Consider the following 26,954-nt stretch of genomic DNA (forward strand, 5'->3'; position numbering starts at 1 on the left):
TTGAATTTCAATTTACAACATAGCATTAAGGCTTGTCAAGGCGAATTTATTGGGAATTCTACTGATTTTTTGGTAGAACATATTTCCATTGATAGTCGGTCGATGCAAAACGGAACAAATACGTTATTTTTTGCGTTGAAAGGACAAAATCACGATGCGCATCATTACATTGAAGAACTGATTTCGAAAGGCGTTCGGTATTTTGTAGTGGAATTTATTCCTGAAAATTGTCAAGGAAAAGCCAATTTTATTTTGGTAAAAAACACCACGAAAGCCTTACAAGAAACCGCTAAATATTACCGAAGTTTATTTCAATTTCCCGTCATTGGTATTACTGGAAGTAACGGAAAAACCATCGTAAAAGAATGGTTGAATTTCTTGTTAAGTCCTGACTATACGACTGTTCGAAGTCCAAAAAGTTTTAATTCGCAAGTAGGTGTGCCACTCTCTATTTTTGGAATTAATGAAAATCACAATTTAGGCATTTTTGAAGCTGGAATTTCCCAAAAAAACGAAATGCAAGCGTTAGCCGAAATTATCCAACCGAAAATTGGGGTTTTTACTAATTTAGGAAGCGCTCACGATGAAGGTTTTGCGAATTGGGAAGAAAAAATCGCTGAAAAATCGGCTTTATTCCAAAGTTGTGAAGTGGTTGTTTTAGAGAAAAATGAAGCCATTGAAACAGGAATTTTATGTTCCAAAATCACTTGGAGTCTAGAAGATAAAAATGCTACGATTTTCGCCGAAATAAAAAGTCAAAAAGAAGGTTTTAGCCAAATTCAAATTCACTACCAAAACGAAACTTTTACTATTGAAATTCCGTTTTTGGATACCATTTCAATCAAAAACAGTTTGAGTTGTTTGGGCGTTTTGTTGTATTTGAATATGGAAATTGCTACGATTCAAGAGCGAATGAAAAATTTGTATCCGATTGAAATTCGTTTGCAAGCCAAAAAAGGAATCAACAATTGCGTTTTGATAGACGATTCGTATTCTTCGGATTATCAATCGCTCAAAATGGCGCTGGATTTCTTGGAACAACAAAAAAATCACAGTAAAAAAACCATCATTTTATCTGATATTTTTCAAAGTGGTTTACCTGTTGCCACTTTATACCAAAAAGTCGCGGTTATTCTGCAAAACAATAAAATTGACCGAATTATCACGATTGGCGAAACCATTTCGCAACATTTGAAAGAATTGCCCAATGTGATTTCGTTTCCAAATGCTACAGATTTCTTGCAACAATTCAACACGCAATCGTTTCAAAACGAAGCCATTCTAATCAAAGGCGCTCGCAGTTTTAATTTTGATGAAATTGTGGTTTTATTGGAAGAGAAAAAGCACGAAACAGTTTTGGAAATCAATTTAGATGCGATTAGCCATAATTTGAATTTCTACAAATCGAAAGTGAATCCAACAACCAAAATTATGGTGATGGTGAAGGCATTTGGTTATGGTAACGGCGGATTTGAAATTGCGAAACTATTAGAACATCATAAAGTGGATTATTTAGGAGTAGCTTTTGCCGATGAAGGCATCGAACTTCGAAAAGCTGGAATTACAACGCCAATTATGGTTTTGAATCCAGAAAATAGTAGTTTCCATGCGATGATTGCTTACGATTTAGAACCCGAAATTTATTCGATTACCGGTTTGCAAGCCTTTTTGAAATTAGCCAAAGAACGCAATATTTCACATTATCCAATTCATATTAAATTAGATACTGGAATGCATCGATTGGGTTTTGAACCACATTTGATGGATGAACTAAAAGGATTACTTAAAAACAATCCGTTTGTTCGAGTGAAAAGTATTTTTTCTCATTTGGCCGCCAGCGATGATACTTCTTTCGATACTTTTACCAAAAATCAAATCGCACGTTTTGACGCTATGTATTCCGACTTGGTTTCCTCTATAAATTACCAACCCATTCGTCACATTTTAAACACATCTGGCATTTTCAATTATCCCGAATACCAAATGGAAATGGTGCGATTAGGTATTGGATTATATGGCATTGGCAATTCAGAACAAGAATTACAAGTTTTGGAAAATGTGAGCACATTAAAATCGGTGATTTCACAAATTAGAACTGTTTTACCAGAAGAAAGCATTGGTTATAGTAGAAAATTTATGGTGACCAAAAAAATGCAAGTTGCCACAATTCCAATTGGTTACGCTGATGGTATTCGAAGAGCTTGGGGCAACCAAAAAGGATTTGTAGTGATTAACAACCAAAAAGCAGCCATTTTAGGCAATATTTGCATGGATATGCTCATGGTTGATGTAACTCAAATCAACTGCAAACCCGGTGATGAAGTGATTATTTTTGGTTATAGTCCAAAAGTAACAGAGATTGCGACTACTATTGGCACTATTCCTTATGAGGTTTTAACAGGAATTTCGCAACGGGTGAAAAGAATTTTTTATAAAAATTAACATTTCATGTTTTTTTTGTAAATTCGTTAAAACAATAAAAACTAACTCTTAAAACTTATTTAGTATGGGAATGATTTCAGAATTTAAAAATTTTATTGCGAAAGGTAATGCAATGGATTTGGCTGTTGGAGTAATTATTGGAGCTTCATTTGGCGCAATCGTAAACTCTCTGGTTTCGGATGTTATTACTCCAGCTTTGTTAAATCCCGCTTTAAAAGCAGCCCAAGTAGAAGATTTATCCGGATTAAAAACCGATGGTGGTATTTTATATGGTAAATTTTTAGCTGCTGTGATTAGCTTTTTAGTTATTGCTTTTGTTATTTTTTTAATGGTAAAAGGAATCAACAGCATGAAGAAAAAAGAAGAACCAGCTCCAGCGCCTCCAGCAGGACCAACTCAAGAAGAATTACTAGCTGAAATTAGAGATTTACTAAAAAAATAGTCAATACCGCTACATTATATATTCTAATTAAACCCCGATTCGTCGGGGTGTTTTTTTACATAAATGTTACAGAATTGAAAAAATGTTATAATCCTTTTAATTCTTGCTAAGTCATTTAAATATTCTATATTTTTGCATCATTAAATAGCACACAAAATGAAAATAGCCTTAGTAGGCGCTACCGGAATGGTAGGCGAAGTTATGCTGCAAGTATTAGCAGAGAGAAAATTTCCTGTAACAGAATTAATTCCTGTTGCTTCAGAAAAGTCTGTTGGAAAACAAATTGAGTGGAACGAACAAACATTTACGGTTGTAGGTTTGCAAACAGCTGTTGACATGAAGCCCGAAATCGCTTTATTTTCCGCAGGTGGTGAAACTTCTAAAGAATGGGCGCCAAAATTTGCAGCAGTTGGCACAACGGTAATCGATAATTCATCTGCTTGGCGAATGGATACTGATAAGAAACTAATTGTTCCAGAAATCAATGCCAATCAATTAACTAAAGAAGATAAAATCATTGCTAATCCAAACTGTTCTACGATTCAGATGGTCATGGCATTGGCTCCTTTACACACAAAATATACCATTAAAAGAATTGTAGTTTCTACTTACCAATCCATTACTGGAACGGGAGTAAAAGCCGTTCGTCAATTAGAAAACGAATATGCAGGAATTCAAGGAGAAATGGCCTATAAATATCCAATCCACAGAAATGCGATTCCACAATGTGATGTTTTTGAAGAAAATGGGTATACCAAAGAAGAAATGAAATTGGTTCGTGAAACCCAAAAGATCTTAAACGACAAAACCATTGCAGTTACAGCAACTGCTATCCGAATTCCAGTTGTGGGCGGACATAGCGAAGCAGTAAATATTCAATTTGAAAATGATTTTGATTTAAGTGAAATTCGTCAAATTTTACATCAAACACCTGGTGTAACGGTTCAAGATAATTTGGACACCTTTACTTATCCAATGCCAATTTATGCGCAAGGAAAAGACGATGTTTTCGTTGGAAGAATCAGAAGAGATGAAAGCCAACCTAATTCATTAAATCTTTGGATTGTAGCCGATAATTTAAGAAAAGGCGCTGCAACCAATACGATTCAAATTGCGGAATATTTGGTAGCGAATAATTTGGTTTAAATCCAATTAAAATATTTCTAAAAAATAAACCACGAGTTCACGAATAAAGGCTATCAAAGCATAAAAATTCGTTAATTCGTGGTTTCTTTTTTGGCTTCACTCTAAAAGCACTATATTTGTCTTGTGAAAAATAAAGTACTACATATGAATTTGATGCTAATGCTAGCGGTATTATTTGCTGTTAGTTATCAATCAATTCATACTTTTTCACACGATCATCATTTAGAACACAGCAGTTGTTGTGATGAAGTTGGTCAAAAAAGCAACTACAAAATAAATTTCTCGGAGACTGAAGAATGTCCAGTTTGTGAATTCAAATTTGCCTCTTTTTTAGCCCCAGAAATTACTACTTACACTTTTTTCGAACCTCATTTCGAAATTCCTTACCAATTCAATGTAATTGAAAGTCACAAAACTTTCAAAGGAAAATCGAATCTTTTACGAGGTCCACCAGCATTGGTTTAAATATTAAATTTCGATATCATTATCAAAAATAATGATACGTTGTGTTATTTATTTAAACTTGAAAAATGCGAACGATTCAATTGCTGTTTTTTTTCTTGTTTAGCACCGTGATTTGGAGCCAATATTCCATTGATGGAATCATTACCGACGAAAATGGATTGCCGTTAAAAGGCGCTCACGTTCACATTGCTAACAAGACTACTTCTACTTTACCAAATGGTGCTTTTTTATTGGAAAAAATTCCAACTGGAAAACAGCGCTTATATATTTCATTTATTGGTTACCAACCCATTGATACGGTTATTGTTGTAAGCCAAAATCTTACATTAAACTACCAAATGGTTTTGGATATTACCAAATTAAATGAAATTGCGTTATTCCAACTTAGAAAAAACAGTAGCGTGAGTGTTGTAGAAGAGCAAATTGCAAAAGCAACTATTGAGCAATATAGTAATCAAACCTTAGGCGATGCACTTAAAGAAGTAGCTGGAGTTTCGATTCTAAAAACCGGAAGCACTATTGTAAAACCTGTAATTAATGGATTACATAGTAGTCGAATTCCAATTATTAACAACAATGTTCGCATGGAAGACCAGCAATGGGGAACCGAACACGCTCCCAATTTTGATGTTAATTCCGCTGGAAAAATTACAGTTATTAAAGGTGCTTCCGCGTTGCAATATGGTGGCGATGCTATTGGTGGTTTAGTCTTAATTGAATCAGAAGTGGTGAAAAAAGACACTCTATTTGGAAGAACTATTGCCAATTTTGCTTCCAATGGCCGTGGCGGAAGTATCAGTTCGAGCATTCATAAAGGAAATCGTTTGGGTTGGAGTTGGAATGTGGTTGGAACATTAAAACATTTGGGTGACAGAGAAACGCCAGATTATATGTTATCCAACACAGGAAATCGAGAGCAAAACTTCTCTGGAAGTACACAATACAATGCTGAAAATTACAGTATTGGCGGTATGTATAGTTTTTACAATGCGCAAATTGGTATTTTGAAAGCGGCACATATTGGAAATGTAACCGATTTATACAATGCTATTACAACCCAACAGCCATTCGTTGTTGATCCGTTTACTTATTCGATAGATAATCCGAAACAAGAAGTGCAACACCATTTAGGAAAAGTAAATTTCAAAAAATGGTTGAGTGAAAGTGCTACTTTGGATATGCAATATGCGTTTCAATTTAACAATCGTTTGGAGTATGATGTTCGCAGAAATAGTGAAAACAAAAAAGCTTCACTTGATTTGCAATTGGCAACGCATACTTTATTGGTCGATTACAAAAAAACGTTTGATCATTGGCAATTAAAAACGGGAGCCAATTTAGGTTACCAAAACAACTTTGCCAATCCACAAACGGGTGTTCGACCATTAATTCCAAGTTACCAAAAAATAGATTTGGGAACGTATGCCATTGGAACGTACAATATTGACAATTCTATGGTTTTGGAAGGCGGTTTGCGTTATGATTTTTCTACTATCGAAGCTACCAAATACTACTTGAAATCTAGATGGGAAGAACGTGGTTACGATGACGAATTTTCACACTTTATTGTGGGAGAAGAAGGCAATCAATGGTTAACCAAACCGAAATTCGATTATCATAATTTGACAGGAAATTTGGGATTTAGAAAGCAATTTCATCATGAATTGGAATGGTATTCCAATGTGAGTTTAGCTTCTCGGAATCCTAATCCGTCAGAATTATTTAGTGACGGTTTGCATCATTCAACGGGTCAAGTGGAATTAGGTGATTTGCGTTTGGAAAGAGAACAATCGTTCAAATTCTCAAATACTTTGAAAAAAGATTGGAAGAAAACCAATTTGAGCGTCACTCCTTTCATTAACCGAATTGCCAATTTTATCTATTTGCAACCTATTGGATTTGAAACAACTATTCGTGGTGCCTTTCCAGTTTGGGAATTCAAACAAACCGAAGCTTTATTAACCGGAATTGATGTGAATTTTAATTGGGATGTAACTCAAGCGTTTTCATACAAAAGTAATTTCGCTTATGTAAATGGAGAAAATCTCACAGAAAATCAACCGTTAATTGATATGCCGCCAGTAACTTGGAATCAAAAATTGGTTTATTCCAATCCAAAATGGTATGATTTTACGGCTTCGTTGCAAAGTGAGTTAGTTTTCCGCCAAACAAGATTTCCAGATTATAATTTTGAAACCAATATTGTAGTGAATAATGAATTGGAACCTGTAATTGTTGACATTAGTTCATCACCAGCGGGTTATCATCTATTACACTTATATGGTGAAATGACATTTAATTTGGGTAAAAATAACAAAATTACAACCGCATTATTTATTCAAAATTTAACTAACACAGCGTATCGCGACTACCTCAACCGTCAGCGTTTTTATGCCGATGAAATGGGTCGCAACATTCAATTACAAATCAAATACAATTTTTAAAATTCAAAAATCATGAAAAACAATTTAAAATTTTTAGCTTTATTTTTATCAACTTCTTTAGTATTCACTTCATGTTCAAATGACGATGCTCCAGTAAACGAAGAAGAAGTAATTACAACAGTTATCGTGACTTTAACTAACGGAGGAAATACCATAACATTAACGTCAAAAGATTTAGACGGTGATGGGCCAAACGCTCCAGAAGTTACAGTTTCAGGAGATTTAATCGCAGGAACTACTTACACAGGTTCAACTAGATTTTTGAATGAATTAGAAGATCCTGCTGAAGAAATCACAGATGAAGTAGAAGAAGAAGGAGCTGAGCACCAAGTTTTCTACCAATTACTTTCAAGTTTAGGAACTGTAACTTATACCGATACTGATGTTGATGGAAGACCAATCGGACTTTCTTTCACATTAACAACTGGAAGTACTGCTGGAACTGGCAATTTAACGGTTACACTACGTCACGAACCAAATAAAACGGCAAGTGGAGTTGCAAGTGGAGATATTACCAATGCAGGAGGAAGCACAGACGCACAAGTAACTTTCCCAATACAAGTAGTTACAGATTAATTACTTATAAATCCCGATTTTAACCAATCGGGATTTTTTTTTAACAAAACTTAACATTTCAATTCCTTATTTTTGTAGCTATTGAACTAATAAATTATGAGAAAAACAGCAACTTTACTTTTCGCAGCAACAGCTTTTGTTGCTTGTAAAAAAGAAGCAACCCCTGAACTAGAAATGAGCGTAACGTATCCTGAAACTAAAAAAGTTGACACCGTTGATACTTACTTTGGCGAACAAATTGCCGATCCGTACCGTTGGTTAGAAGATGATCGCAGTGCAGCAACCGAAGCTTGGGTAAAAGCCCAAAATGAAGTAACCTTTGGTTATTTAGAAAAAATTCCATTTCGTAAGCAATTAAAAGAACGAATGGAAAAACTTTGGAATTACGAAAAAATTTCAGCGCCATTCAAAGAAGGAAATTACACGTATTTCTATAAAAATAACGGCTTACAAAATCAATCGGTTTTGTATAGAAAAGACCAAAATGGAAAAGAAGAAATTTTCTTAGACCCAAATACTTTTTCTAAAGACGGAACCACTTCATTAGGTGGCATCAATTTTTCTAAAGACGGTAGTTTAGTAGCTTACGCTATTTCTGAAGGCGGAAGCGATTGGAGAAAAGTAATCGTTTTAAAAGCGGACACCAAAGAAATCATCGGTGACACTATTGTTGATGTAAAATTCAGCGGCTTGTCTTGGTACAAAAATGAAGGTTTCTATTACTCGAGTTATGACAAACCAAAAGGAAGCGAATTATCTGCAAAAACAGACCAACACAAACTATATTTCCACAAATTAGGAACGGCTCAAAAAGAAGATAAAATAATCTTCGGATTGAATGAAAAAAGACGTTACGTGGGCGGTTATGTTACTGATGATGAAAATTATTTAATTATTTCAGCTTCAACTTCAACTTCTGGAAACGAATTGTATTACAAGGATTTGGCGAAAAATGGACCAATTGTAAACTTAGTTAATAACTTCAATAACGACCATGATGTTTTGGACAACGAAGGAACAAAATTTTATTTGGTAACTAACTATAATGCACCAAACAAAAAAGTAGTAACTTTTGATTTGAATAATCCAAAAATGGAAAATTGGGTTGATTTTATTCCTGAAACAGAAAATGTACTTTCTCCATCAACTGGTGGCGGTTATATTTTTGCGGAATACATGAAAGATGCCGTTACATTCGTACAACAATACGATTATACTGGAAAATTAGTTCGTGATATTGAATTACCTGGAATTGGAACCGCTGGAGGTTTTGGTGGTAAAAAAGAAGAAACTACATTGCATTATTCATTTACCAATTATATTACACCAGGAACAATTTATTCTTATGAACCAAAATCAGGAAAATCAACGGTTTACCAAAAACCAAAAGTAGATTTCAAATCAGAAGATTATGAGTCGAAACAAGTATTTTACACTTCTAAAGATGGTACAAAAGTGCCAATGATTATTACTTTCAAAAAAGGAACAAATTTAGACGGTAAAAATCCAACGATGCTTTACGGTTATGGTGGTTTCAATGTAAGTTTAACTCCAGCATTTAGTATTGCCAATGCTGTTTGGTTAGAAAATGGCGGAATTTATGCGGTTGCCAATTTACGTGGTGGCGGTGAATACGGTAAAAAATGGCACGATGCAGGAACACAAATGCAAAAACAAAATGTATTTGACGATTTCATTGCTGCAGCGGAATACCTAATCAAAGAAAAATACACATCTTCTGATTTCTTAGCTATAAAAGGCGGTTCAAACGGCGGATTACTTGTTGGTGCTACTATGACACAACGCCCAGAATTAATGAAAGTAGCGATTCCACAAGTTGGTGTGTTAGATATGTTGCGTTACCATACGTTTACAGCTGGCGCAGGGTGGGCATACGACTACGGAACAGCAGAACAAAGCAAAGAAATGTTCCAATACATAAAAGGATATTCTCCAGTACATAATGTAAAAGCGGGAACACAATATCCAGCAACTATGGTAACCACTGGCGACCACGATGACCGAGTTGTTCCAGCTCACAGTTTTAAATTTGCTGCCGAATTACAAGCCAAACAAACTGGCAACAACCCAACATTAATTAGAATTGATGTAAACGCGGGTCACGGTGCAGGAAAATCAACTGAAGCGATTATCAATGAACAAGTAGATATTCAAGCGTTTTCATTATTCAATATGGGAATTCGCGAATTGAAGAAATAAATTTCTAAACACAAAAAATCCCGATTTTATTCAAAATCGGGATTTTTTTTCTATATAAATAATTATTTCTTTATTTTAGATTTTAAGTAAACAAACTTATAAGGTATATAAAAATATAAAATCAAAAATGTTAGGAAAAGTGATATAAGTATAAAATTTTTCTTATCCGATTCTCTTTTCGAGATTAAAATCGAATTGTTTAGTTCTAGTTCGATTATATCTACAGTATTTTGTTTTTCATCAAATCCATCGTTGAATATTTTTACATTTTTACCAACTATTTTCGAGCTTTTCAAAAAAGATATTTTTTCTTTATCTCTTGTAAAATATGAATACAAGGTGTCATTGTTTTCAATCTTAACAAAAAAAACTTCACTACTGGAATTAGGGGAACGCAAACTTCCTTTGTGAAGTTTTTCCATAATCCCAATTTCCTCTACTTTACCTACGCTTAAATTAAAGTCACTTATAGGTTTAACGATTTGAAGAACATTTATGTAAATCAAAAAGACCAAAACAATTGGTAAAATTAAAATTGAAAGAACTATTAAGATTTTTTTAAACATATACTTACAAATCAAGAAAGCTTTAATTCTGAATTTATCTTAAAACCGATTATCACCATCTAACATTCTTCCTAAACCGCCAAGCAAACTCCCTTCATCTCTACTACTTCCACCAGCTTTTGGTGCAGAAGCAATAATTCTATCCGCTAAGCGACTGAATGGTAATGATTGAATATAAGCAATTCCTGGACCGCGAAGGGTGGCGAAGAAAACGCCTTCACCTCCAAAAATAGTGTTTTTGATTCCGCCTACAAATTCAATATCGTAATCAATGTCTTTGGTGAAACCAACAATACATCCGGTATCGACTTTTAGCATTTCGCCAGCTTTTAATTCTTTTCTTGCCAAAGTTCCGCCAGCGTGAATGAACGCCATACCATCACCTTCTAATTTTTGCATGATAAAACCTTCTCCACCAAATAATCCACGACCTAATTTTCTTGAAAAATCAATTCCAACCGAAACACCTTTGGCAGCACATAAAAAAGCATCTTTCTGACAAATGAACTTACCACCATATTCTTGCAAATCAATCGGAACAATTTTTCCTGGATAAGGTGAAGCAAAAGAAACTTTTTTCTTTCCAAAATCCACATTTTGATACGCAGTCATAAACAAACTTTCGCCCGTTAAAACACGTTTTCCTGCGGATAATAGTTTTCCAAAAATGCCACCTTCTTGTTGACTTCCATCGCCAAAAATAGTTTCCATTTTAATACCGTTGTCCATCATCATGAAACTCCCAGCTTCGGCAACTACAACTTCTTGTGGATCCAATTCAATTTCTACATATTGCATTTCTTCACCATAAATATGGTAATCGATTTCGTGTGCTCTCATTTTTCAACTGTTTTAGTAATTAGTCGATTGGAAAGGAAAAATGTTACGCAGTATTAAGTTATAAGAAAAAAACAGTAAGTTCCGAAGGAATTGATTAAAGAAATTTAAAATTTACCTAATACTGATTTTCTAATAATGCTGTTAAATATTTTGTATCCAAAACTACGTCTAATAAAACTCATAAAATTGGCATCAAAACCAATGGTATATCTTTTGAATTTCTTATTTGGATTTGTAGCAATTTCGAATAAAGTTTTGGTGATTTTTGGAGTTAAATTGGTGTTCTTCTTTGTCTTTTTATGTAAAATAGCTGTAACCTTGTCCATTAATACATTATAGGACGGAATGGAACATGGCTCGCATTTCTTTACATTGCTTTGAAAAGCGGTTGGTGCATTACCAAACTGAACCGTGCTTACACTAATATTAAAATCTAGTAATTCATAAGCCATACATTCTGAAAAACTTTCAACAGCTTGTTTAGTGGAATGGTAAAAACTTCCTAAAGGTAAGTTAACCAAGCCTGCTATAGAAGAAATGGTAATGAATTGTCCGTGATTTTGTTCTCTAAAAACAGGAATAAAAGCCCGACACATTTTAACAACACCAAGCCAATTCACGTTTACAATATTGTTAATCTTATCATCTTCGGAAAGCTCTACAAAACTGCGATAGCCTAAGCCTGCATTATTTATAATTGCATCAACTTTTGAATGTTGTGCTAGTATTTGCGCTTTTGCTTTTGCAATACTTTCTGTTGAAGTTACATCTAGTTCATAGCAAAAAACATTAGGTTCGTGAACTAATTCTTCCGTTGCTTCAATGGTTAGCATTGTTGCTAATACAGTCCAATTATTTTTAGCAAAGTACAAGGCTGTTTCTTTACCTATTCCACTTGAAGTTCCAGTGATTAATATAGTTTTTTTCAATCTTTATGTTTTAATAATCTAATTTAGTCATTGGAATATAACGAGCAATAGTGGCTTTTCTTCGAGCCACATAAGGTCCAGAATTGGTGGCTTTGTATTTTCTTGGACTAGGTAAAATGGCGGCAATTCCAGCGGCTTCGTAAGGCGATAGATTTTTAGCTTCTTTTCTATACCAATGTTTGGCTGCTGCTTGTGCTCCATAAACGCCATCGCCCATTTCAATACTATTCAAATACACTTCCATGATGCGCTCTTTGCTCCAAAACAACTCAATTAACACTGTAAAATAGGCTTCAAAAGCCTTTCGAATGTAACTTCTTCCTGGCCAAAGAAAAACGTTTTTTGCAGTTTGTTGGGAAATGGTACTTCCTCCTTTGATTTTTTTTCCGTTTTTATTGCCTTCGAATGCTTTTTCCATCGCTTTAAAATCGAAACCGTTGTGTTCTAGAAATTTTCCGTCTTCACTGGCAATTACGGCTTTTTGTAAATTGGGAGAAATATTCTCAATAGCTACCCATTTATGAGAAAAAACCACTTCTTTTCCATCCATTTTTTGTTCAATTGCACGAATTGCCATCAATGGCGTAAACGGAACAGGCACAAACTTGAAAAGCAATACCAAGAAAATACTAACAATATTAAACCACAAAGCTGTTTTCCATACAAAACGGAAGATTTTTTGACCAGTTGTACGCTTTTCAACAGGTTTTGATTTTTTTTCTGGTTTCTTTTTTGGAGTAGTTTTTTTTGCCATATATTAAACTAAATCTGCTAATTCTTTACCAATTAAACTGCCAATTGCGACACCCATTCCGCCCATTCTTACGCCACAATACACATTATTTGACAATTGCTTAACAATTGGGTTTTTGTGATTCCCAACGCCCATGATGCCGCTCCATCGGTGTTCAATTTCGAAATTGGTATTTGGCAAAATTACATCTTTTAGCAATTGCTCTAACGCGTCTTGAATAATTTTTGTTTGACTCAAATCGGTTGTGGTTTCGCCTTCAAAATCTAGGTTTCTTCCACCGCCAAATAAGATTCTATCGCCGATATTTCTAAAATAGTAATATCCTTGATCCAAATGAAAAGCGCCTTTGATGTCTAAATTTTCAATGGGTTTGGTAATTAAAACTTGTGCTCGAGCGGGTTGCACTTGATTTTGGGTTAATTCCGAGGCAAAACCATTGGTAGCAAATAATAATTTTTTGGTGGTAAACGTGAAGCCATTGGTCACTACTTCTACTTTATCGTTCAAATCTTGAAAAGTGGTAACTTCTTGTTGGTTCAAAATTAAAATATCATTGGAAATAGCTTTTTTTAGTAGCGCTTGCATCATATTTCCCGTATCGATTTGTCCTTCAAACGGATTGAAAATGAGATAATCGAAAATATTTTGGAAACCAAATCTATCGACTTGTTTTTCAAAAACTTCCGCATGAAACAACGGTTTTAAAATGGCATTAATGAAAGGAATTTTCTGCAAACAATGTTCGAAAAATGCTTCGTCTTTTTTTAGAAATAACTCGTAACCGCCATAAGGTTTGTAATCGATTACTGCATCACCTAAGTTTTTTCGAAGCAATTGCAAGCCTTTGACGCGTTTTTCTACCAATTCAATCACTTCTTCTTCAGTATGCGTTTTTAAATCGGAAATAATTTCGGAAATACTGCCAAAGCAAGCAAAACCAGCATTTTTGGTACTTGCTCCTTGAGGTAAAATGCCTTTTTCTAAAACCAAAATTTTAGCCGCTGGAAATTTCTCACGCAAAGCCAAAGCGCAATGCAAACCGACAATTCCGCTTCCCACAATCGTATAATCGACCTGAGTAAACCAATTTTTTAATTCCCAATAACTAAGTTGCATTTCCAGATTCATTTTTCTTTCTAGATTTAATCGCTTTCATAACCAAAGGAAAAGTAGTTATTGCAATTAAAATCAAGATAATTTTTTCAATGTGTTTCTTTAAATCGATACCCAATTCCTCTAAAAACATACCATATAAGTAATGTCCGGCGAAAACTAGCGTGAACGACCACAACAACGAACTCAGAATGTTATACAACATAAATTTCCCTTTTTGCATGTGTACTACACCAGCAATAATAGGAACAAAAGTGCGGACAATGGGAAGAAATCTTGCGAAAATAATCGCTTTTCCACCGTGTCTTTCAAAGAACACTTGCGATTCGGTTAAGTATTTTTTCTTGAAAAAGAAACTGTCTTTTTTGTTGTATAAAAACTGGCCGCTTTTGGCACCAAACCAATAACCAAAAATATTACCTAAAATTCCAGCTGCCGCAATGAGTAACGCTAAAACAGTAACATTAGATAAATCACTTGGAATAATAAAAAAGGTTTCTACCAATTCCCTGCTGTAAATTCCCGCAAGAAAAAGCAAACTGTCACCTGGAAGAAAAAATCCAGCAAACAAACCCGTTTCAGCAAAAACAATGAACAAAACCATGTAAATACCAATAGGAACACCACCAATTTCCATAGTAATGTAAAACTCAGGATTAAACAATTGGGTCCAGTGAAAATCTTCCATGTTATGCTAATTTATTAACAGATTTAGCTACTACCATAGAAACTGCAGCATCGCCCGTTACGTTTACACTAGTTCTACACATATCTAAAGGTCTATCAATAGCAAAAATTAAAGCCAATCCTGCTTCTGGAATACCAGCTTGTGCTAATACGATAACTAACATTACCATTCCAGCTCCAGGAACAGCCGCACTTCCAATCGAAGCTAAAGTTGCTGTGGCTATGATTCCTAATTGTACGCCAAAACTTAAATCCATACCAAAGGCTTGCGCAATAAAAACCGCTGCTACGGCTTGATACAGACTCGTTCCATCCATATTAATTGTTGCACCAATAGGCAATACAAAACTTGCTACTTCATCATCAACACCTAAATTTTCAATCGTTCGCTCCATTGTAACTGGTAATGTTGCCGCAGAAGAACTGGTAGAAAATGCTAATAATTGGGCTGGAGAAATTCCTTTTAAAAAGAAATTAGGACTTTTCTTAGCCAATACTTTTACCAATAAAATATAGACACCAATCATAATTAGTAAGCCCAATAAAACTGTAATTCCATACATTCCAAGTGCCTTGAACAAATCCAAACTTGGTGATTCTGCAACCAATGAAGCTAAAAGGGCAAAAACACCATACGGCGCTGCCAACATGATAATATCAATCATTTTGAGTATGACTTCATTGAAACCATCAAAAAACGCTTTTACTGGAGCGGCTTGTTCTTGTGGAATCAATATCAAAGCAATTCCAAAAAAAACAGCAAAGAAAATCACTTGTAACATATTCCCATTATCTGCCGATGCTCCGATGATGTTACTTGGTACAATATCTTCCAAAGCTTGTAAGGGTCCAGCTTCTTTTTGTTTGGCTGCCGATTCAATTTTGGAACTAGCATCTTGCGAATAATTTCCCACTAATTCGGTTCGCGTTTGTTCGGATATAAAATTTCCAGGTTTAATAATATTTACAATAACCAAACCAATAGAAACTGCAAATACAGTAGTTAAAATATACATTCCAATGGTTCTTCCGCCCATTTTGGATAATTTTGAAATATCTTTTAAATCAGAAACTCCTTTTATCAACGATGCCAAAATTAACGGAACAGCAATTAATTTCAATAAATTAATGAAGATATTTCCAAAAGGTTTTACCCAATCAACTATAACTTGTTTTCCCCAACTAAATTGAATTAATAGCACAGCAAAAAGTACTCCAAATGCCATTCCTAATAATATTTGCCAATGCAACGCTAATTTTTTCATCTAAACGCTTTTATTTAAAGTGTGAAATTAGGGATATTTTTTGAAAAAATCAGTATTTTAGCAAGGTTTTAAAACAAAATTAGCAATGAAAAAATTAACCTTAGCCCTTTTTTGCATCATGGGAACCACAATGAGCGCTCAAGAAGTCATGACACCCGAATTGTTATGGCAATTAGGCAGAGTTTCGCCTTTGGGAATCTCCAAAGACGGAAAATCCATAATTTACAAAGTTTCGACTCCTGATATGCAGGAAAATAAATCGAATTCGAAAGTATATGCTCTTCCAATACATGGCGGAAATCCAACAGAAATTAAAGAATATGCCGATTTATTGACTGATAAAAACAAATCTTCAGATGGCAATTGGACACTTTCGCATAAAAAAGAAGTGAAAATCAATTCGGTTTTAGGAAAAGATTTTTATCCTGAATTGAAAAAAAGTGATGTTTACGTTTACAATGCGCTAGATTATCGCCATTGGGATTCTTGGAACGAAGGCAAACACAACCACGTTTTCATTACCAATGCCGACAAAAAAAGCACCGACATCATGAAAGACGAACCTTATGATAGTCCGCAAAAACCTTTTGGTGGTGATGAAGATTACATTTGGTCACCTGATGGTTCAAAAGTAATCTACGTAGCCAAAAAGAAAGCAGGAACGGCTTATGCAACTAGTACGAATACTGATTTGTTCGAATATGATTTGGCATCTAAAACCACTAAAAATTTAACCGAAAGCAATTTGGGTTACGACACGCATCCAACATTTTCTCCACAAGGCGATTTATCTTGGTTACAAATGAAACGCGATGGTTTTGAAGCCGATAAAAACGATATTATCGTGCGTCACAAAGGTTTAGATATTAATCTAACTGGCGGTTGGGATGGCACTGTAGATAGTTTCACTTGGAGTGCTGATGGCAAAAAAGTGTATTTCTTGGCGCCCATTGATGGAACCAAACAATTATTCGAAGTAAATTTTCCTGGTTTGACTAAAATTGCTGTTCGTGTACAACAAATTACCAATGGTCAATTCGACGTGAACCAGATCATAGGTTTTTCAGGAAATCAAGTGTTGGTGACTAGAAGCGATATGAATTATGCCAATGAAATTTTCAGCTACGATTTGAAGAAGAAATCTTGGAAACAATTAACGAATATCAACACCGAAACTTATGCCAAATTAAGTTTGCCAACAGTTGAAAAACGCATGGTCAAAACTACGGATGGCAAAGAGATGTTGGTTTGGGTAATTTTACCTCCCAATTTTGATAAAACCAAAAAATATCCAGCAGTTTTATATTGCCAAGGTGGACCACAAGGTGCTTTGTCTCAATTCTATTCTTTCCGATGGAATTTTCAAGTGATGGCATCGCAAGGTTATATTGTGGTGGCGCCAAATAGAAGAGGAATGCCAGGTCACGGTGTGGAATGGAACGAACAAATCAGTAAAGATTGGGGCGGACAAGTAATGGATGATTATTTAGCGGCAATTGACGATGTTGCGAAAGAATCGTATGTTGATAAAAGCAGATTAGCGGCTGTTGGCGCGAGTTATGGTGGTTATTCTGTGTTTTATATGGCAGGAATGCACAACAAACGTTTCAAAACTTTCATTTCACATTGTGGTGTTTTTAATTTAGAAAGTATGTACGGCACTACCGAAGAAGTATTTTTCACGGATTGGGATTTAGGTGGCGCTTATTGGGATACCAAAAATGCAGCAGCTCAAAAAACATATAAAGATTTTAATCCAATTAAATTAGTGAACAATTGGGATACCCCTATTTTTATTATCCAAGGCGGAAAAGATTACCGTGTACCAATAGGTCAAGGACAAGAAGCGTTTCAAGCAGCGCAACTAAAAGGTATCAAAAGTAGATTTATGTATTTCCCTGAAGAAAATCATTGGGTGTTACAACCGCAAAATGGTTTGGTTTGGCAACGTGAGTTTTTTAAATGGTTGAAGGAAACGTTGTAAAAGTTCAAGGGCAAAAATCAAGTTCAATTTTAAAATTATAACTACAAAAAAACGGCTGATTTCTCAGCCGTTTTTCTATTTTTAAACCTCTTTCATCTTAAAAGATTCCATGAATTTTGTAGTGTAGTTTCCTGCTACATAATCTGGTTCGTCCATTAATTGACGGTGGAATGGTATGGTTGTTTTAATTCCTTCTATTACGAATTCATCAAGCGCACGCTTCATTTTTGCGATAGCTTCTTCTCTAGTTTGCGCCGTTGTAATCAACTTAGCAATCATAGAATCGTAATTTGGTGGAATCGTATATCCTGCGTAAACGTGCGTATCTAAACGAACTCCATGACCTCCTGGCGCATGTAAAACCGTGATTTTACCTGGCGATGGACGGAAATCATTATAAGGGTCTTCCGCATTGATACGGCATTCAATTGAATGCAATTGTGGGAAATAGTTCTTACCAGAAATTGGAATTCCAGCAGCTACCATAATTTGCTCACGAATTAAATCGTAATCAATCACTTGCTCAGTAATTGGATGCTCTACTTGGATACGTGTATTCATTTCCATGAAGTAGAAATTTCTGTGTTTGTCAACTAAGAATTCAACTGTACCAGCTCCTTCATATTTGATGTATTCTGCGGCTTTAACGGCTGCAGTTCCCATAGCTTCACGCAATTCATCAGTCATGAATGGTGATGGCGTTTCTTCTGTTAATTTTTGGTGACGACGTTGTACTGAACAATCTCTTTCTGACAAGTGACAGGCTTTTCCAAAAGAATCACCAACGACTTGAATTTCAATATGACGTGGTTCTTCAATTAGTTTTTCCATGTACATACCATCGTTTCCGAAGGCTGCTGCTGCTTCTTGACGAGCACTTTCCCATGCTTTCAGAAGTTCTTCTTCTTTCCAAATGGCACGCATTCCTTTTCCACCACCACCAGCAGTAGCTTTCATCATTACTGGATATCCAATTTCTTTGGCTACTTTTTGGGCTTGCTCAAAAGATTCTAAAATTCCTTCAGAACCTGGAACACATGGAACTCCTGCTTCTAACATCGTAGATTTTGCAGAAGCTTTGTCTCCCATTTTCTCAATCATCTCAGGGGAAGCACCGATAAATTTAATTCCGTGCTCCTGACAAATTTTAGAAAATTTAGCATTTTCAGATAAGAATCCATATCCTGGGTGAATAGCGTCAGCATTTGTAATTTCTGCTGCAGCAATAATATTGGACATTTTCAAGTAAGATAAATTACTTGGTGGAGGACCAATACACACTGCCTCATCTGCAAAACGAACGTGTAAACTCTCAGCATCTGCTGTAGAATATACCGCAACCGTTTTAATGCCCATTTCTCTACAGGTTCTAATTACACGAAGTGCAATTTCTCCTCTATTGGCAATTAATATTTTTTTAAACATAGTTTATATTTTAAAATTCAAAAAAACAAAATCCAAATTCCAACTCTTAATAGATAACTATTTTGGGTTTAGAATTTAAAACATTGGAATTTAAAATTATGATGGGTCAACTAAAAATAAAGGTTGGTCAAATTCAACTGGCGAAGCGTCATCAACTAAGATTTTCACGATTTTACCTGATACTTCAGATTCAATTTCGTTAAATAATTTCATTGCCTCGATTACACATAATACATCACCTTTTCCAATAGAAGAACCTACCTCAACAAACATTGGTTTGTCTGGAGCTGGTTTTCTGTAGAAAGTTCCAATAATTGGCGACTTTACAGTAATATATTTTGAATCATCTGATGCTTCAGTTACTGGAGCTACTGCTGGAGCTGTTGGAGCCACTGGTTGTGGCGCAGCTGCTTGAGGCAAAGCAGTATTTACTGGCATGTGTTGGATGTAAGCTGTAGCTGCTTCGGCTGCTTCATTAGTTGTTTTGATGGTGATTTTGAAATCATCCATTTCTAACTTCACTTCAGTTGCACCTGATTTGGCAACAAATTTGATTAAATTTTGAATTTCTCTAATATCCATAATCATAAAATTTGGTTTCTAGTTTGTTTGTTATTTTGTGTATGCCCATTTTAAATAGATAGCGCCCCAAGTGAAGCCACCACCAAATGCAGCAAATATAATATTATCTCCTTTTTTCAATTGCGATTCAAAATCACACAAAAGTAATGGTAACGTTGCAGAAGTTGTATTTCCGTATTTGTGAATATTGATCAATACTTTTTCCTCATCTAATCCCATACGATTAGCTGTGGCATCAATAATTCGCTTATTTGCCTGATGAGCAACCAACCAATTTACATCGTCTTTCGTTAAGTTATTACGTTGCATGATTTTCTCACTAACATCTGCCATACCAGAAACTGCATATTTGAAAACCGTTTTTCCGTCTTGAAATACATAGTGTTGTTTGTTTTTCACCGTTTCTTCAGAAGCTGGTAAAATAGAACCGCCAGCATCAATTTTCAGAAACTCACGACCAACGCCATCACTCCTTAAAAATTCATCTTGCAAACCATATCCTTCAGTATTAGGTTCAAATAAAACAGCGCCTCCACCATCTCCAAAGATGATGCAAGTAGCTCTATCTGTATAATCTATAATGGAAGACATTTTATCGGCACCAATTAAAAGTACTTTTTTGTATTTTCCTGATGCGATATAAGCAGAAGCGGTAGACATTCCGTAAAGGAAACTCGAACATGCTGCGTGTAAATCGTAGGCAAAAGCATTGGTAGCACCAATTTGGGTTGCTACATAAACTCCTGTAGCCGCAACAGGCATATCAGGGGTGGCGGTAGCCATAATCACTAAATCAATTTCTTTAGGATCTAAATTCGCTTTCTCAATAAGATTTTGAGCAGCTTTAATAGCCAAGTAAGATGTTCCTTGACCTTCTTCTTTAAGTATTCTTCTTTCTTTGATTCCAGTACGAGTGGTAATCCATTCATCATTTGTATCTACCAAAGTTTCTAAAACTTCATTAGACAAAACATAATCCGGAACATACGAACCGATAGCGGTTATAGCGGCTGTTATTTTGTTCATAAATGTATTATTTCTAGTCGAAAAATTATTTTTCGAAAAGTTGTGGAAATTACAAAAAAAAATCCAAACCTGATAAAATAGAACTGCTAAAAATCAACTTTAATATATTAACAAAAAAACCCTCACAAGGTGAGAGTTTTTCTCTATTTTATCCAAAAGCAATTATGCAACAGCTTCTGTTTTATCTACTACTACTTGACCTCTGTAGTACATTTTACCTTCATGCCAATAAGCTCTGTGGTATAAATGTGCTTCTCCAGTTACAGGACATGTAGCAATTTGAGGAACAGACGCTTTATAATGTGTTCTTCTCTTGTCTCTTCTTGTTTTCGAGGTTTTTCTCTTAGGATGTGCCATTTTACTATATTATTTATCCGTTAATAGTTTCTTTAATGCTGCCCAACGTGGGTCAATATCTTCTTGTTCTTCTTTATTCTCTTTTTGTTCTTTTGGCGCAAGTGATTCTAACTTGTCAATTGCTTCCGTTTTCAAAGTTCCTTCTTTTACACCAGGATGTACTCGCTTAAATGGCACAGACAATACAATTAATTCATATATATACTGTGACACATCAACTTGAAATTCGCCATGTGGCAAAATCAGGAGTTCTTCATTCTCATTATTAAATGCTTCTCCAAATTTTACAATGAGATTTAATTTTCCTTTTACTGGCAAATCAAAATCTTCATTAGTTACATCACAAGGTACATTTATGGTTCCTTTATGTTTGAAATGAAGTTCAAGCATCGTGCTTTTTTTCTCCAAAATCACTTCAACATTGATTGCTACGTCATTATATTCGTGAAAATCAAAGAGCTCAAAGAACGTTTTATCTACCTGATATTCAAACTGATGTTTTCCTATTTTTAATCCTGCGAAAGGAATTAAATATTCTTTTAAATTTTTCATAACAACAGTTTTCCCTTTTTCAGGGAGTGCAAAGATATAAAATTATTATAAATTCAAACTAGTTATGAACATTTTTTTGTTTACAACTACATTTGCTTGATTTTCAAAGGGTTTTCCGTTAATAGTTGGTATTCATTTCGCTTATGAAAAATATCAATAGCCAAATAAAGCGCTTCTCTAAACGAATTTGGATTCGCCAAACCTTTTCCAGCAATTTCAAAAGCGGTTCCATGATCCGGCGACGTTCTAATTTTATTTAAACCAGCCGTGTAATTGACTCCGTTACCAAAAGAAAGTGTTTTGAATGGAATCAATCCTTGATCGTGATACATCGCTAAAATCGCATCATACTTTTCATATTGGAAGGAACCAAAAAAGCTATCCGAAGCATACGGTCCAAAAACCATAGTACCAGCATCAAACAATTTTTTAATTGTTGGACGAATAACTTCCTCATCTTCTTTACCAATAACACCATTATCACCACAATGTGGATTTAAACCAAGCACAGCAATTTTAGGTTTTGAAATTCCAAAATCTTGAATTAATGTGTTTTTAATAGTTTGTACTTTTTGTTCCAATAATTGAGCGGTCAAATGCTTAGAAACCTCATTCACCGGAATATGATCCGTTAGCAAACCTATTCGGAGCTTATCATGAACCATCAACATCAAAGCATTGCCTTCCAATTCTTTATCCAAATAATCCGTGTGACCCGGAAAAGCAAATTCTTCCGATTGAATATTGTACTTATTAATAGGTGCCGTTAACAAAACATCAACAATTCCTTCCTTTAATGCTTTAGTAGCCGCTACAAAAGATTTTATTGCGTATTTTCCAACTATATCATCATTTTTACCAAACTCCAAGTTCACTCCTTCTTTCCAAAGATTAAAGACATTTACTTTTCCAACAACAATTTGATTGAGATGGTCAATTCCTTGAAGATTTGTTGTTACTTCAGCATTTTTCTTTAAAAAAGAAAGAATTTTAACATTGGCAAAAATCACTGGCGTACACAATTCGAGCATACGTGTATCTTCGAATGTTTTCAAGACTACTTCGGCTCCAATTCCATTTAAATCACCTATTGATATGCCTACAATTATATTTTCTGCTTTTTTAGTCATGATGAGTTGCTATTTATTGCTTACTTTTGAAGTGCAAATTTAGTAAAATAAAATCAGTTATGTTTACCGGAATTATTGAAACCCTCGGAACACTTACTCAAAAGGTAAAAGAAAACGACAATCTTCATTTAACAGTAGCTAGTTCCATCACGAATGAACTTAAAATTGACCAAAGTGTAGCCCATAATGGCATTTGTTTAACAGTAGTAGCTCTTAATAATGATGAATACACTGTTACCGCCATTAAAGAAACGATTGACAAAACCAATTTAGGTGATTGGGAAGTAGGAGATACTTTAAATATTGAGCGCGCCATGAAATTAGGCGACCGCCTAGACGGACACCTTGTTCAAGGTCACGTAGATCAAATAGCAGTTTGTACCGCTATTGAAGAAGCGAATGGTAGCTGGTATTTCACTTTTGAATACGACCCATCTTTAGAAAATATTACGATTGAAAAAGGTTCTATTACTATTAATGGTACAAGTTTAACCGTTGTGAATTCAAAACTGAATAGTTTTAGCGTAGCGATTATTCCTTATACTTATGAAAACACCAACTTTAATTCATTTAAAGTGGGTACGAAAGTAAATTTAGAATTTGATGTCGTAGGGAAATATGTGAAACGCATTCACGATTTAAGAAAATAAAAAAGTTTAAGAAATAAAAAAGGCTCTATTAAGAGCCTTTTTTTGTGAGTATATATTTCTTTGAAAGAACATATCCTAGTATTAATGCCACGAAAAACATAGCTATCAAACCTCCATCTAAAGGTAAACCTGGTGGTGGTGGTGGCGTTGGTGGTGGTGGTGTATCACCTGGAGCACCTAACACAATTTGCGCATTCAATAATAGAGCGACAAAGAAAGCTATTTTTAGTAATGTTATTTTCATAGGGCGTAAAAATATAAATTTTTTCTTTCTGACCAAAGAAAATTATTTTATTTAAAGTTTTGTTAATATTTACAAAACTCATTATTTATTCAAAACACTAAAATATAAATAATTTTATACTTTACAATATTTTATGTTCAAAAAACTTAAAAAAAACTTAAAATTTTTTTTCTCATCCAAAAAAATAGCCTTTAATCGGCTATTTTAATGAGTGGTCCCACCTGGGCTCGAACCAGGGACCACCTGATTATGAGTCGCAACTTTGACCATTTCATAAATTTTCATACACTTTCATGTAAAACATAAGTATTTGAAAACGTTGGCAAATATATAAAATTTTATTTCAAATATTTTCATATTTTTTCTTCTTTCTTTTAAATTTGTGTGCAATCTGTGTGTTATAGCACATTAACACTTCTCAATATGTATAATTACTCAAAAGACGGAATTACTATAGCTTCAATACTTGATTGGAAAAAACGGTCAAATTGACCACCACTTTCCAGTCTAAATTGACCACCGATTTCGGTGCAAACTGACCACCTAATTCCAGTCCAAATTGACCACCTAAAATTTAGGATAAATTAGACATTAAAAACAGTTACTTTTTTTCATGTTGTTAGCCCATACATTCGTACAAAAAATACGGATTATGGCAAACAAAGTAACAGACATGAGTAAGATTAGAAAAGTAATTAAATTTCACTGTAGTGGTAAGAGTAAATTGTTTATTAGCATTTACTTATCACTTTCAAGAAATACGGTAAAGAAATATATTTCTTTATTTGAACTTCTAGGCTTAAGTTTTGAAGCTATTGATGCCAAAACAGATGCCGAACTTGAAGTTTTATTTTCACAGAATACTGTTGAAAGCATAGATCCTAGACTACAAAAGCTTCATGATTTTTTTCCACAAATGGAACGCGAACTCAAGAAAGTTGGTGTTACCGTCCAGCACATGTGGGAGCGATATATTGCTATACACCCTGATGGTTTTAAGAGTTCTCAATTTAGACATCACTTTAAAATATGGGGTAAACGCGTTAATCCAGTAATGCACATGAATCACAAAGCAGGTGATAAAATGTATGTGGATTATGCTGGAAAAACACTTTCTATTGTTGATAAAGATACAGGAGAGATTAAAGAAGTTCAGTTTTTTGTTGCCATACTAGGCGCAAGTCAACACACGTATGCAGAAGCTTCAATGAGTCAACAAAAAGAAGATTTTGTGACTTCGGTAGAGAATGCTATGCGTTTTTTTGAAGGTGTTCCTGCGGCAATTGTTCCCGATAATCTAAAGTCAGCCGTAATTAAGAGTAGTCGTTTTGAACCTACAATTAATGAAACCTTAGCCGATTTAGCAGAGCATTACGAAACTACCATATTACCTGCAAGAGCTTACAAACCAAGAGATAAATCATTGGTAGAAGGAGCTGTAAAAATCTTGTATCGAAGAATTTATGTACATCTAAAACAAAAACAGTTCTATAGTTTGGAAGAATTAAATCAACAAATATGGGATTTATTAGATGTTCATAATCACAAAAAGCTCACAGGAAGACCGTATTCTCGCTATGAATTATTTATAGAAGATGAGAAGCAAAAACTACGTCCATTACCTCAAGAACGTTTTGAAATCAAGTACCAATCCTTCGCTACAGTAATGCAGAACGGTCATGCATTATTAAGTCAAGACAAGAGTTATTACAGTGTTCCGTACCAATACGTGAGAAAAAAAGTAAAACTTTTGTATACCAAAACTTCGGTTGAAATCTTCTACAAATACAACCGAATCGCTATTCATCCCAGAAATTACAAACCTTACCATTACACAACTATTGCTGAACATTTAGCTAGCACGCATCAGTTTGTTGCTGATTGGAGTGCTAGTCGTTTTATTGATTGGGCAAACAGTATTGACCAAGCTGTAGCGGATTATATTATCCAAATTATCGAAAGTAGAAATCATCCAGAGCAAGCATATAAAAGTTGTTTAGGAATACTAAACTTTGAGAAGAAAGTAGGAAAACAACGATTAATCAACGCTTGTAAACGTGCACTCGATTTTAGGATTTACAGTTTTAAAGCCATCCAAAACATTTTAGAAAACAACTTAGACAACGCTGAGAATGAGCAAGAAGAAGAATTTGAATTACCAAATCACAACAACATCAGAGGAAAAAACTATTACAAATAAATTAAAATCAAATACTTATGAATGAAATCACCACAACCAAAATGAAACAAATGAAGCTTTATGGCATGCATAACGCTTTTAAAACCGCTATTGAAAGTGGAAAAACAGATCATTACACGCTAGACCAATTTATCGCAATGCTCATTGATGCTGAATGGGATGAAAGACACAATCGTCGCATTGAAAGAAGTATTAAAAACGCTCGATTCCATTACAAATCTAATATTGAAAATATCAATTTTGATGCTTCACGCAATCTGGATAGAAACGTGGTGTTGAGATTAGCTGCATGCGATTTTGTTGAGAAAAATCAGAATGTATTAATCACAGGAAGTACAGGAGTAGGTAAAAGTTTTTTAGGAACCGCATTAGGTTATCAAGCTTGCATCCAAGGATATAAAGTCAGTTATTATAACACATCTAAGTTATTCGCTAAGTTAAAAATGGCTAAAGCCGATGGTTCTTATCTGAGAGAATTAGCCAAAATAGAACGACAAGACGTCATTATATTAGACGATTTTGGACTTCAAGCGTTAGATAGTCAAAACCGAATTACACTTTTGGAAATCATTGAAGATAGACACAATAATGGTTCTATAATCGTAACTTCTCAAATACCAGTACAAGGTTGGTACGATATAATCGGAGAAAAAACCATAGCTGATGCCATTTTAGACCGACTCATACATCAATCCCATCGCATTGAATTACTAGGCGAATCCATGAGAAAGAAAAGAGGAATTAACAAAGAGTAATTTTAGTATATTTGAATCACAAATTAACACAAGAAAAAATGTAGTTTTTAATGAAAAATGGAGGTGGTCATTTTGCTCCGAAATTAGGTGGTCATTTTGAATTGGAATCAGGTGGTCACTTTAAATTGGAATTGGGTGGTCAATATCACTGGAATTTGCA

The 26,954-nt window shown here is 34.6% G+C and carries 25 protein-coding genes; 12 read left to right on the forward strand and 13 right to left on the reverse strand.

The annotated features are described in order from the left end of the window. The 7 genes from DPN68_RS12245 to DPN68_RS12275 all read left to right on the forward strand — a co-directional run bounded on the left by DPN68_RS12245 (nt 1) and on the right by DPN68_RS12275 (nt 9,735). Nucleotides 1–2,442 carry a bifunctional UDP-N-acetylmuramoyl-tripeptide:D-alanyl-D-alanine ligase/alanine racemase gene (locus DPN68_RS12245; protein ID WP_113989934.1) on the forward strand — a complete coding sequence of 814 codons (2,442 nt, stop codon included), beginning with the start codon at nt 1–3 and terminating at the stop codon, nt 2,440–2,442. A 64-nt stretch (nt 2,443–2,506) separates the two neighbouring features. Then, entirely contained in the window at nt 2,507–2,884 is a 378-nt protein-coding gene (gene mscL, locus DPN68_RS12250) for a large conductance mechanosensitive channel protein MscL (RefSeq protein ID WP_113989935.1), read from the forward strand. A gap of 156 nt (nt 2,885–3,040) precedes the next feature. Further along, on the forward strand, nt 3,041–4,030 hold the full coding sequence (locus tag DPN68_RS12255; protein WP_113989936.1) for an aspartate-semialdehyde dehydrogenase: 990 nt from the start codon (nt 3,041–3,043) through the stop codon (nt 4,028–4,030). Between the two features lie 144 nt (nt 4,031–4,174). Next, nucleotides 4,175–4,495, forward strand: a complete 321-nt coding sequence (locus tag DPN68_RS12260) for a hypothetical protein (RefSeq protein ID WP_113989937.1) — start codon at nt 4,175–4,177, stop codon at nt 4,493–4,495. 65 nt (nt 4,496–4,560) lie between these two features. Further along, complete coding sequence (locus tag DPN68_RS12265) at nt 4,561–6,939, forward strand: TonB-dependent receptor (RefSeq protein WP_113989938.1); 2,379 nt, start codon at nt 4,561–4,563, stop codon at nt 6,937–6,939. A gap of 12 nt (nt 6,940–6,951) precedes the next feature. Next, nucleotides 6,952–7,515 (forward strand): type 1 periplasmic binding fold superfamily protein, encoded by a 564-nt coding sequence (locus DPN68_RS12270; protein WP_113989939.1) that lies wholly within the window; start codon nt 6,952–6,954, stop codon nt 7,513–7,515. Nucleotides 7,516–7,611: 96 nt separating this feature from the next. Continuing rightward, nucleotides 7,612–9,735, forward strand: a complete 2,124-nt coding sequence (locus DPN68_RS12275; RefSeq protein WP_113989940.1) for a prolyl oligopeptidase family serine peptidase — start codon at nt 7,612–7,614, stop codon at nt 9,733–9,735. Nucleotides 9,736–9,797: 62 nt separating this feature from the next. Here the strand turns inward: DPN68_RS12275 and DPN68_RS12280 are convergent, their stop codons facing one another. From DPN68_RS12280 to DPN68_RS12310, 7 genes are all read right to left on the reverse strand, one after another. Continuing rightward, nucleotides 9,798–10,301, reverse strand: coding sequence for a hypothetical protein (locus DPN68_RS12280; protein WP_113989941.1), 504 nt, complete (start codon nt 10,299–10,301; stop codon nt 9,798–9,800). 39 nt (nt 10,302–10,340) lie between these two features. Continuing rightward, nucleotides 10,341–11,141: a TIGR00266 family protein gene (locus DPN68_RS12285; protein ID WP_113989942.1), complete on the reverse strand. Its 801-nt coding sequence runs from the start codon at nt 11,139–11,141 to the stop codon at nt 10,341–10,343. A 104-nt stretch (nt 11,142–11,245) separates the two neighbouring features. Next, on the reverse strand, nt 11,246–12,070 hold the full coding sequence (locus tag DPN68_RS12290; protein ID WP_113989943.1) for an SDR family NAD(P)-dependent oxidoreductase: 825 nt from the start codon (nt 12,068–12,070) through the stop codon (nt 11,246–11,248). Between the two features lie 10 nt (nt 12,071–12,080). Beyond that, complete coding sequence (mtgA, locus tag DPN68_RS12295) at nt 12,081–12,824, reverse strand: monofunctional biosynthetic peptidoglycan transglycosylase (protein WP_113989944.1); 744 nt, start codon at nt 12,822–12,824, stop codon at nt 12,081–12,083. Nucleotides 12,825–12,827: 3 nt separating this feature from the next. Continuing rightward, nucleotides 12,828–13,940: an NAD(P)/FAD-dependent oxidoreductase gene (locus DPN68_RS12300; protein WP_113989956.1), complete on the reverse strand. Its 1,113-nt coding sequence runs from the start codon at nt 13,938–13,940 to the stop codon at nt 12,828–12,830. After that, entirely contained in the window at nt 13,930–14,625 is a 696-nt protein-coding gene (locus tag DPN68_RS12305; protein ID WP_113989945.1) for a DedA family protein, read from the reverse strand. Before DPN68_RS12305 ends, DPN68_RS12300 begins: the two co-directional genes overlap by 11 nt. 1 nt (nt 14,626) lies before the next feature. Beyond that, on the reverse strand, nt 14,627–15,889 hold the full coding sequence (locus tag DPN68_RS12310; RefSeq protein WP_113989946.1) for a dicarboxylate/amino acid:cation symporter: 1,263 nt from the start codon (nt 15,887–15,889) through the stop codon (nt 14,627–14,629). Nucleotides 15,890–15,974: 85 nt separating this feature from the next. On the opposite strand from DPN68_RS12310, the gene DPN68_RS12315 reads away from it, so the two are divergent. Beyond that, nucleotides 15,975–17,873, forward strand: a complete 1,899-nt coding sequence (locus DPN68_RS12315; protein WP_113989947.1) for a S9 family peptidase — start codon at nt 15,975–15,977, stop codon at nt 17,871–17,873. Nucleotides 17,874–17,954: 81 nt separating this feature from the next. On the opposite strand, the gene accC is transcribed toward DPN68_RS12315, so the two are convergent. The 6 genes from accC to pdxA form a co-directional block, all read right to left on the reverse strand. Next, the gene (gene accC / locus DPN68_RS12320; RefSeq protein ID WP_113989948.1) at nt 17,955–19,298 is read right to left on the reverse strand and encodes an acetyl-CoA carboxylase biotin carboxylase subunit; all 1,344 of its coding nucleotides are present in this window, start codon (nt 19,296–19,298) and stop codon (nt 17,955–17,957) included. Nucleotides 19,299–19,394: 96 nt separating this feature from the next. Next, entirely contained in the window at nt 19,395–19,880 is a 486-nt protein-coding gene (gene accB, locus DPN68_RS12325; protein WP_113989949.1) for an acetyl-CoA carboxylase biotin carboxyl carrier protein, read from the reverse strand. 30 nt (nt 19,881–19,910) lie between these two features. Further along, nucleotides 19,911–20,906, reverse strand: coding sequence for a beta-ketoacyl-ACP synthase III (locus DPN68_RS12330; RefSeq protein WP_113989950.1), 996 nt, complete (start codon nt 20,904–20,906; stop codon nt 19,911–19,913). A 162-nt stretch (nt 20,907–21,068) separates the two neighbouring features. Continuing rightward, on the reverse strand, nt 21,069–21,263 hold the full coding sequence (gene rpmF, locus DPN68_RS12335) for a 50S ribosomal protein L32 (RefSeq protein ID WP_113989951.1): 195 nt from the start codon (nt 21,261–21,263) through the stop codon (nt 21,069–21,071). A 9-nt stretch (nt 21,264–21,272) separates the two neighbouring features. After that, nucleotides 21,273–21,815 carry a YceD family protein gene (locus DPN68_RS12340; RefSeq protein WP_113989952.1) on the reverse strand — a complete coding sequence of 181 codons (543 nt, stop codon included), beginning with the start codon at nt 21,813–21,815 and terminating at the stop codon, nt 21,273–21,275. Nucleotides 21,816–21,901: 86 nt separating this feature from the next. Next, the gene (pdxA, locus tag DPN68_RS12345) at nt 21,902–22,945 is read right to left on the reverse strand and encodes a 4-hydroxythreonine-4-phosphate dehydrogenase PdxA (protein WP_113989953.1); all 1,044 of its coding nucleotides are present in this window, start codon (nt 22,943–22,945) and stop codon (nt 21,902–21,904) included. Nucleotides 22,946–23,004: 59 nt separating this feature from the next. Here pdxA and DPN68_RS12350 point away from each other — a divergent pair, with 59 nt between their 5' ends. The 4 genes from DPN68_RS12350 to istB all read left to right on the forward strand — a co-directional run bounded on the left by DPN68_RS12350 (nt 23,005) and on the right by istB (nt 26,794). After that, the gene (locus DPN68_RS12350) at nt 23,005–23,595 is read left to right on the forward strand and encodes a riboflavin synthase (RefSeq protein WP_113989954.1); all 591 of its coding nucleotides are present in this window, start codon (nt 23,005–23,007) and stop codon (nt 23,593–23,595) included. Nucleotides 23,596–23,639: 44 nt separating this feature from the next. Next, on the forward strand, nt 23,640–23,894 hold the full coding sequence (locus DPN68_RS13175) for a hypothetical protein (RefSeq protein WP_157958509.1): 255 nt from the start codon (nt 23,640–23,642) through the stop codon (nt 23,892–23,894). 597 nt (nt 23,895–24,491) lie between these two features. Further along, nucleotides 24,492–26,039, forward strand: a complete 1,548-nt coding sequence (gene istA, locus DPN68_RS12360) for an IS21 family transposase (RefSeq protein ID WP_113988360.1) — start codon at nt 24,492–24,494, stop codon at nt 26,037–26,039. A gap of 17 nt (nt 26,040–26,056) precedes the next feature. Next, the gene (istB, locus tag DPN68_RS12365; RefSeq protein ID WP_113988361.1) at nt 26,057–26,794 is read left to right on the forward strand and encodes an IS21-like element helper ATPase IstB; all 738 of its coding nucleotides are present in this window, start codon (nt 26,057–26,059) and stop codon (nt 26,792–26,794) included. Nucleotides 26,795–26,954 lie beyond the last annotated feature (160 nt).

The sequence above is a fragment of the Flavobacterium tibetense genome (genome assembly GCF_003293845.1).
GTDB classification, from domain to species: domain Bacteria; phylum Bacteroidota; class Bacteroidia; order Flavobacteriales; family Flavobacteriaceae; genus Flavobacterium; species Flavobacterium tibetense.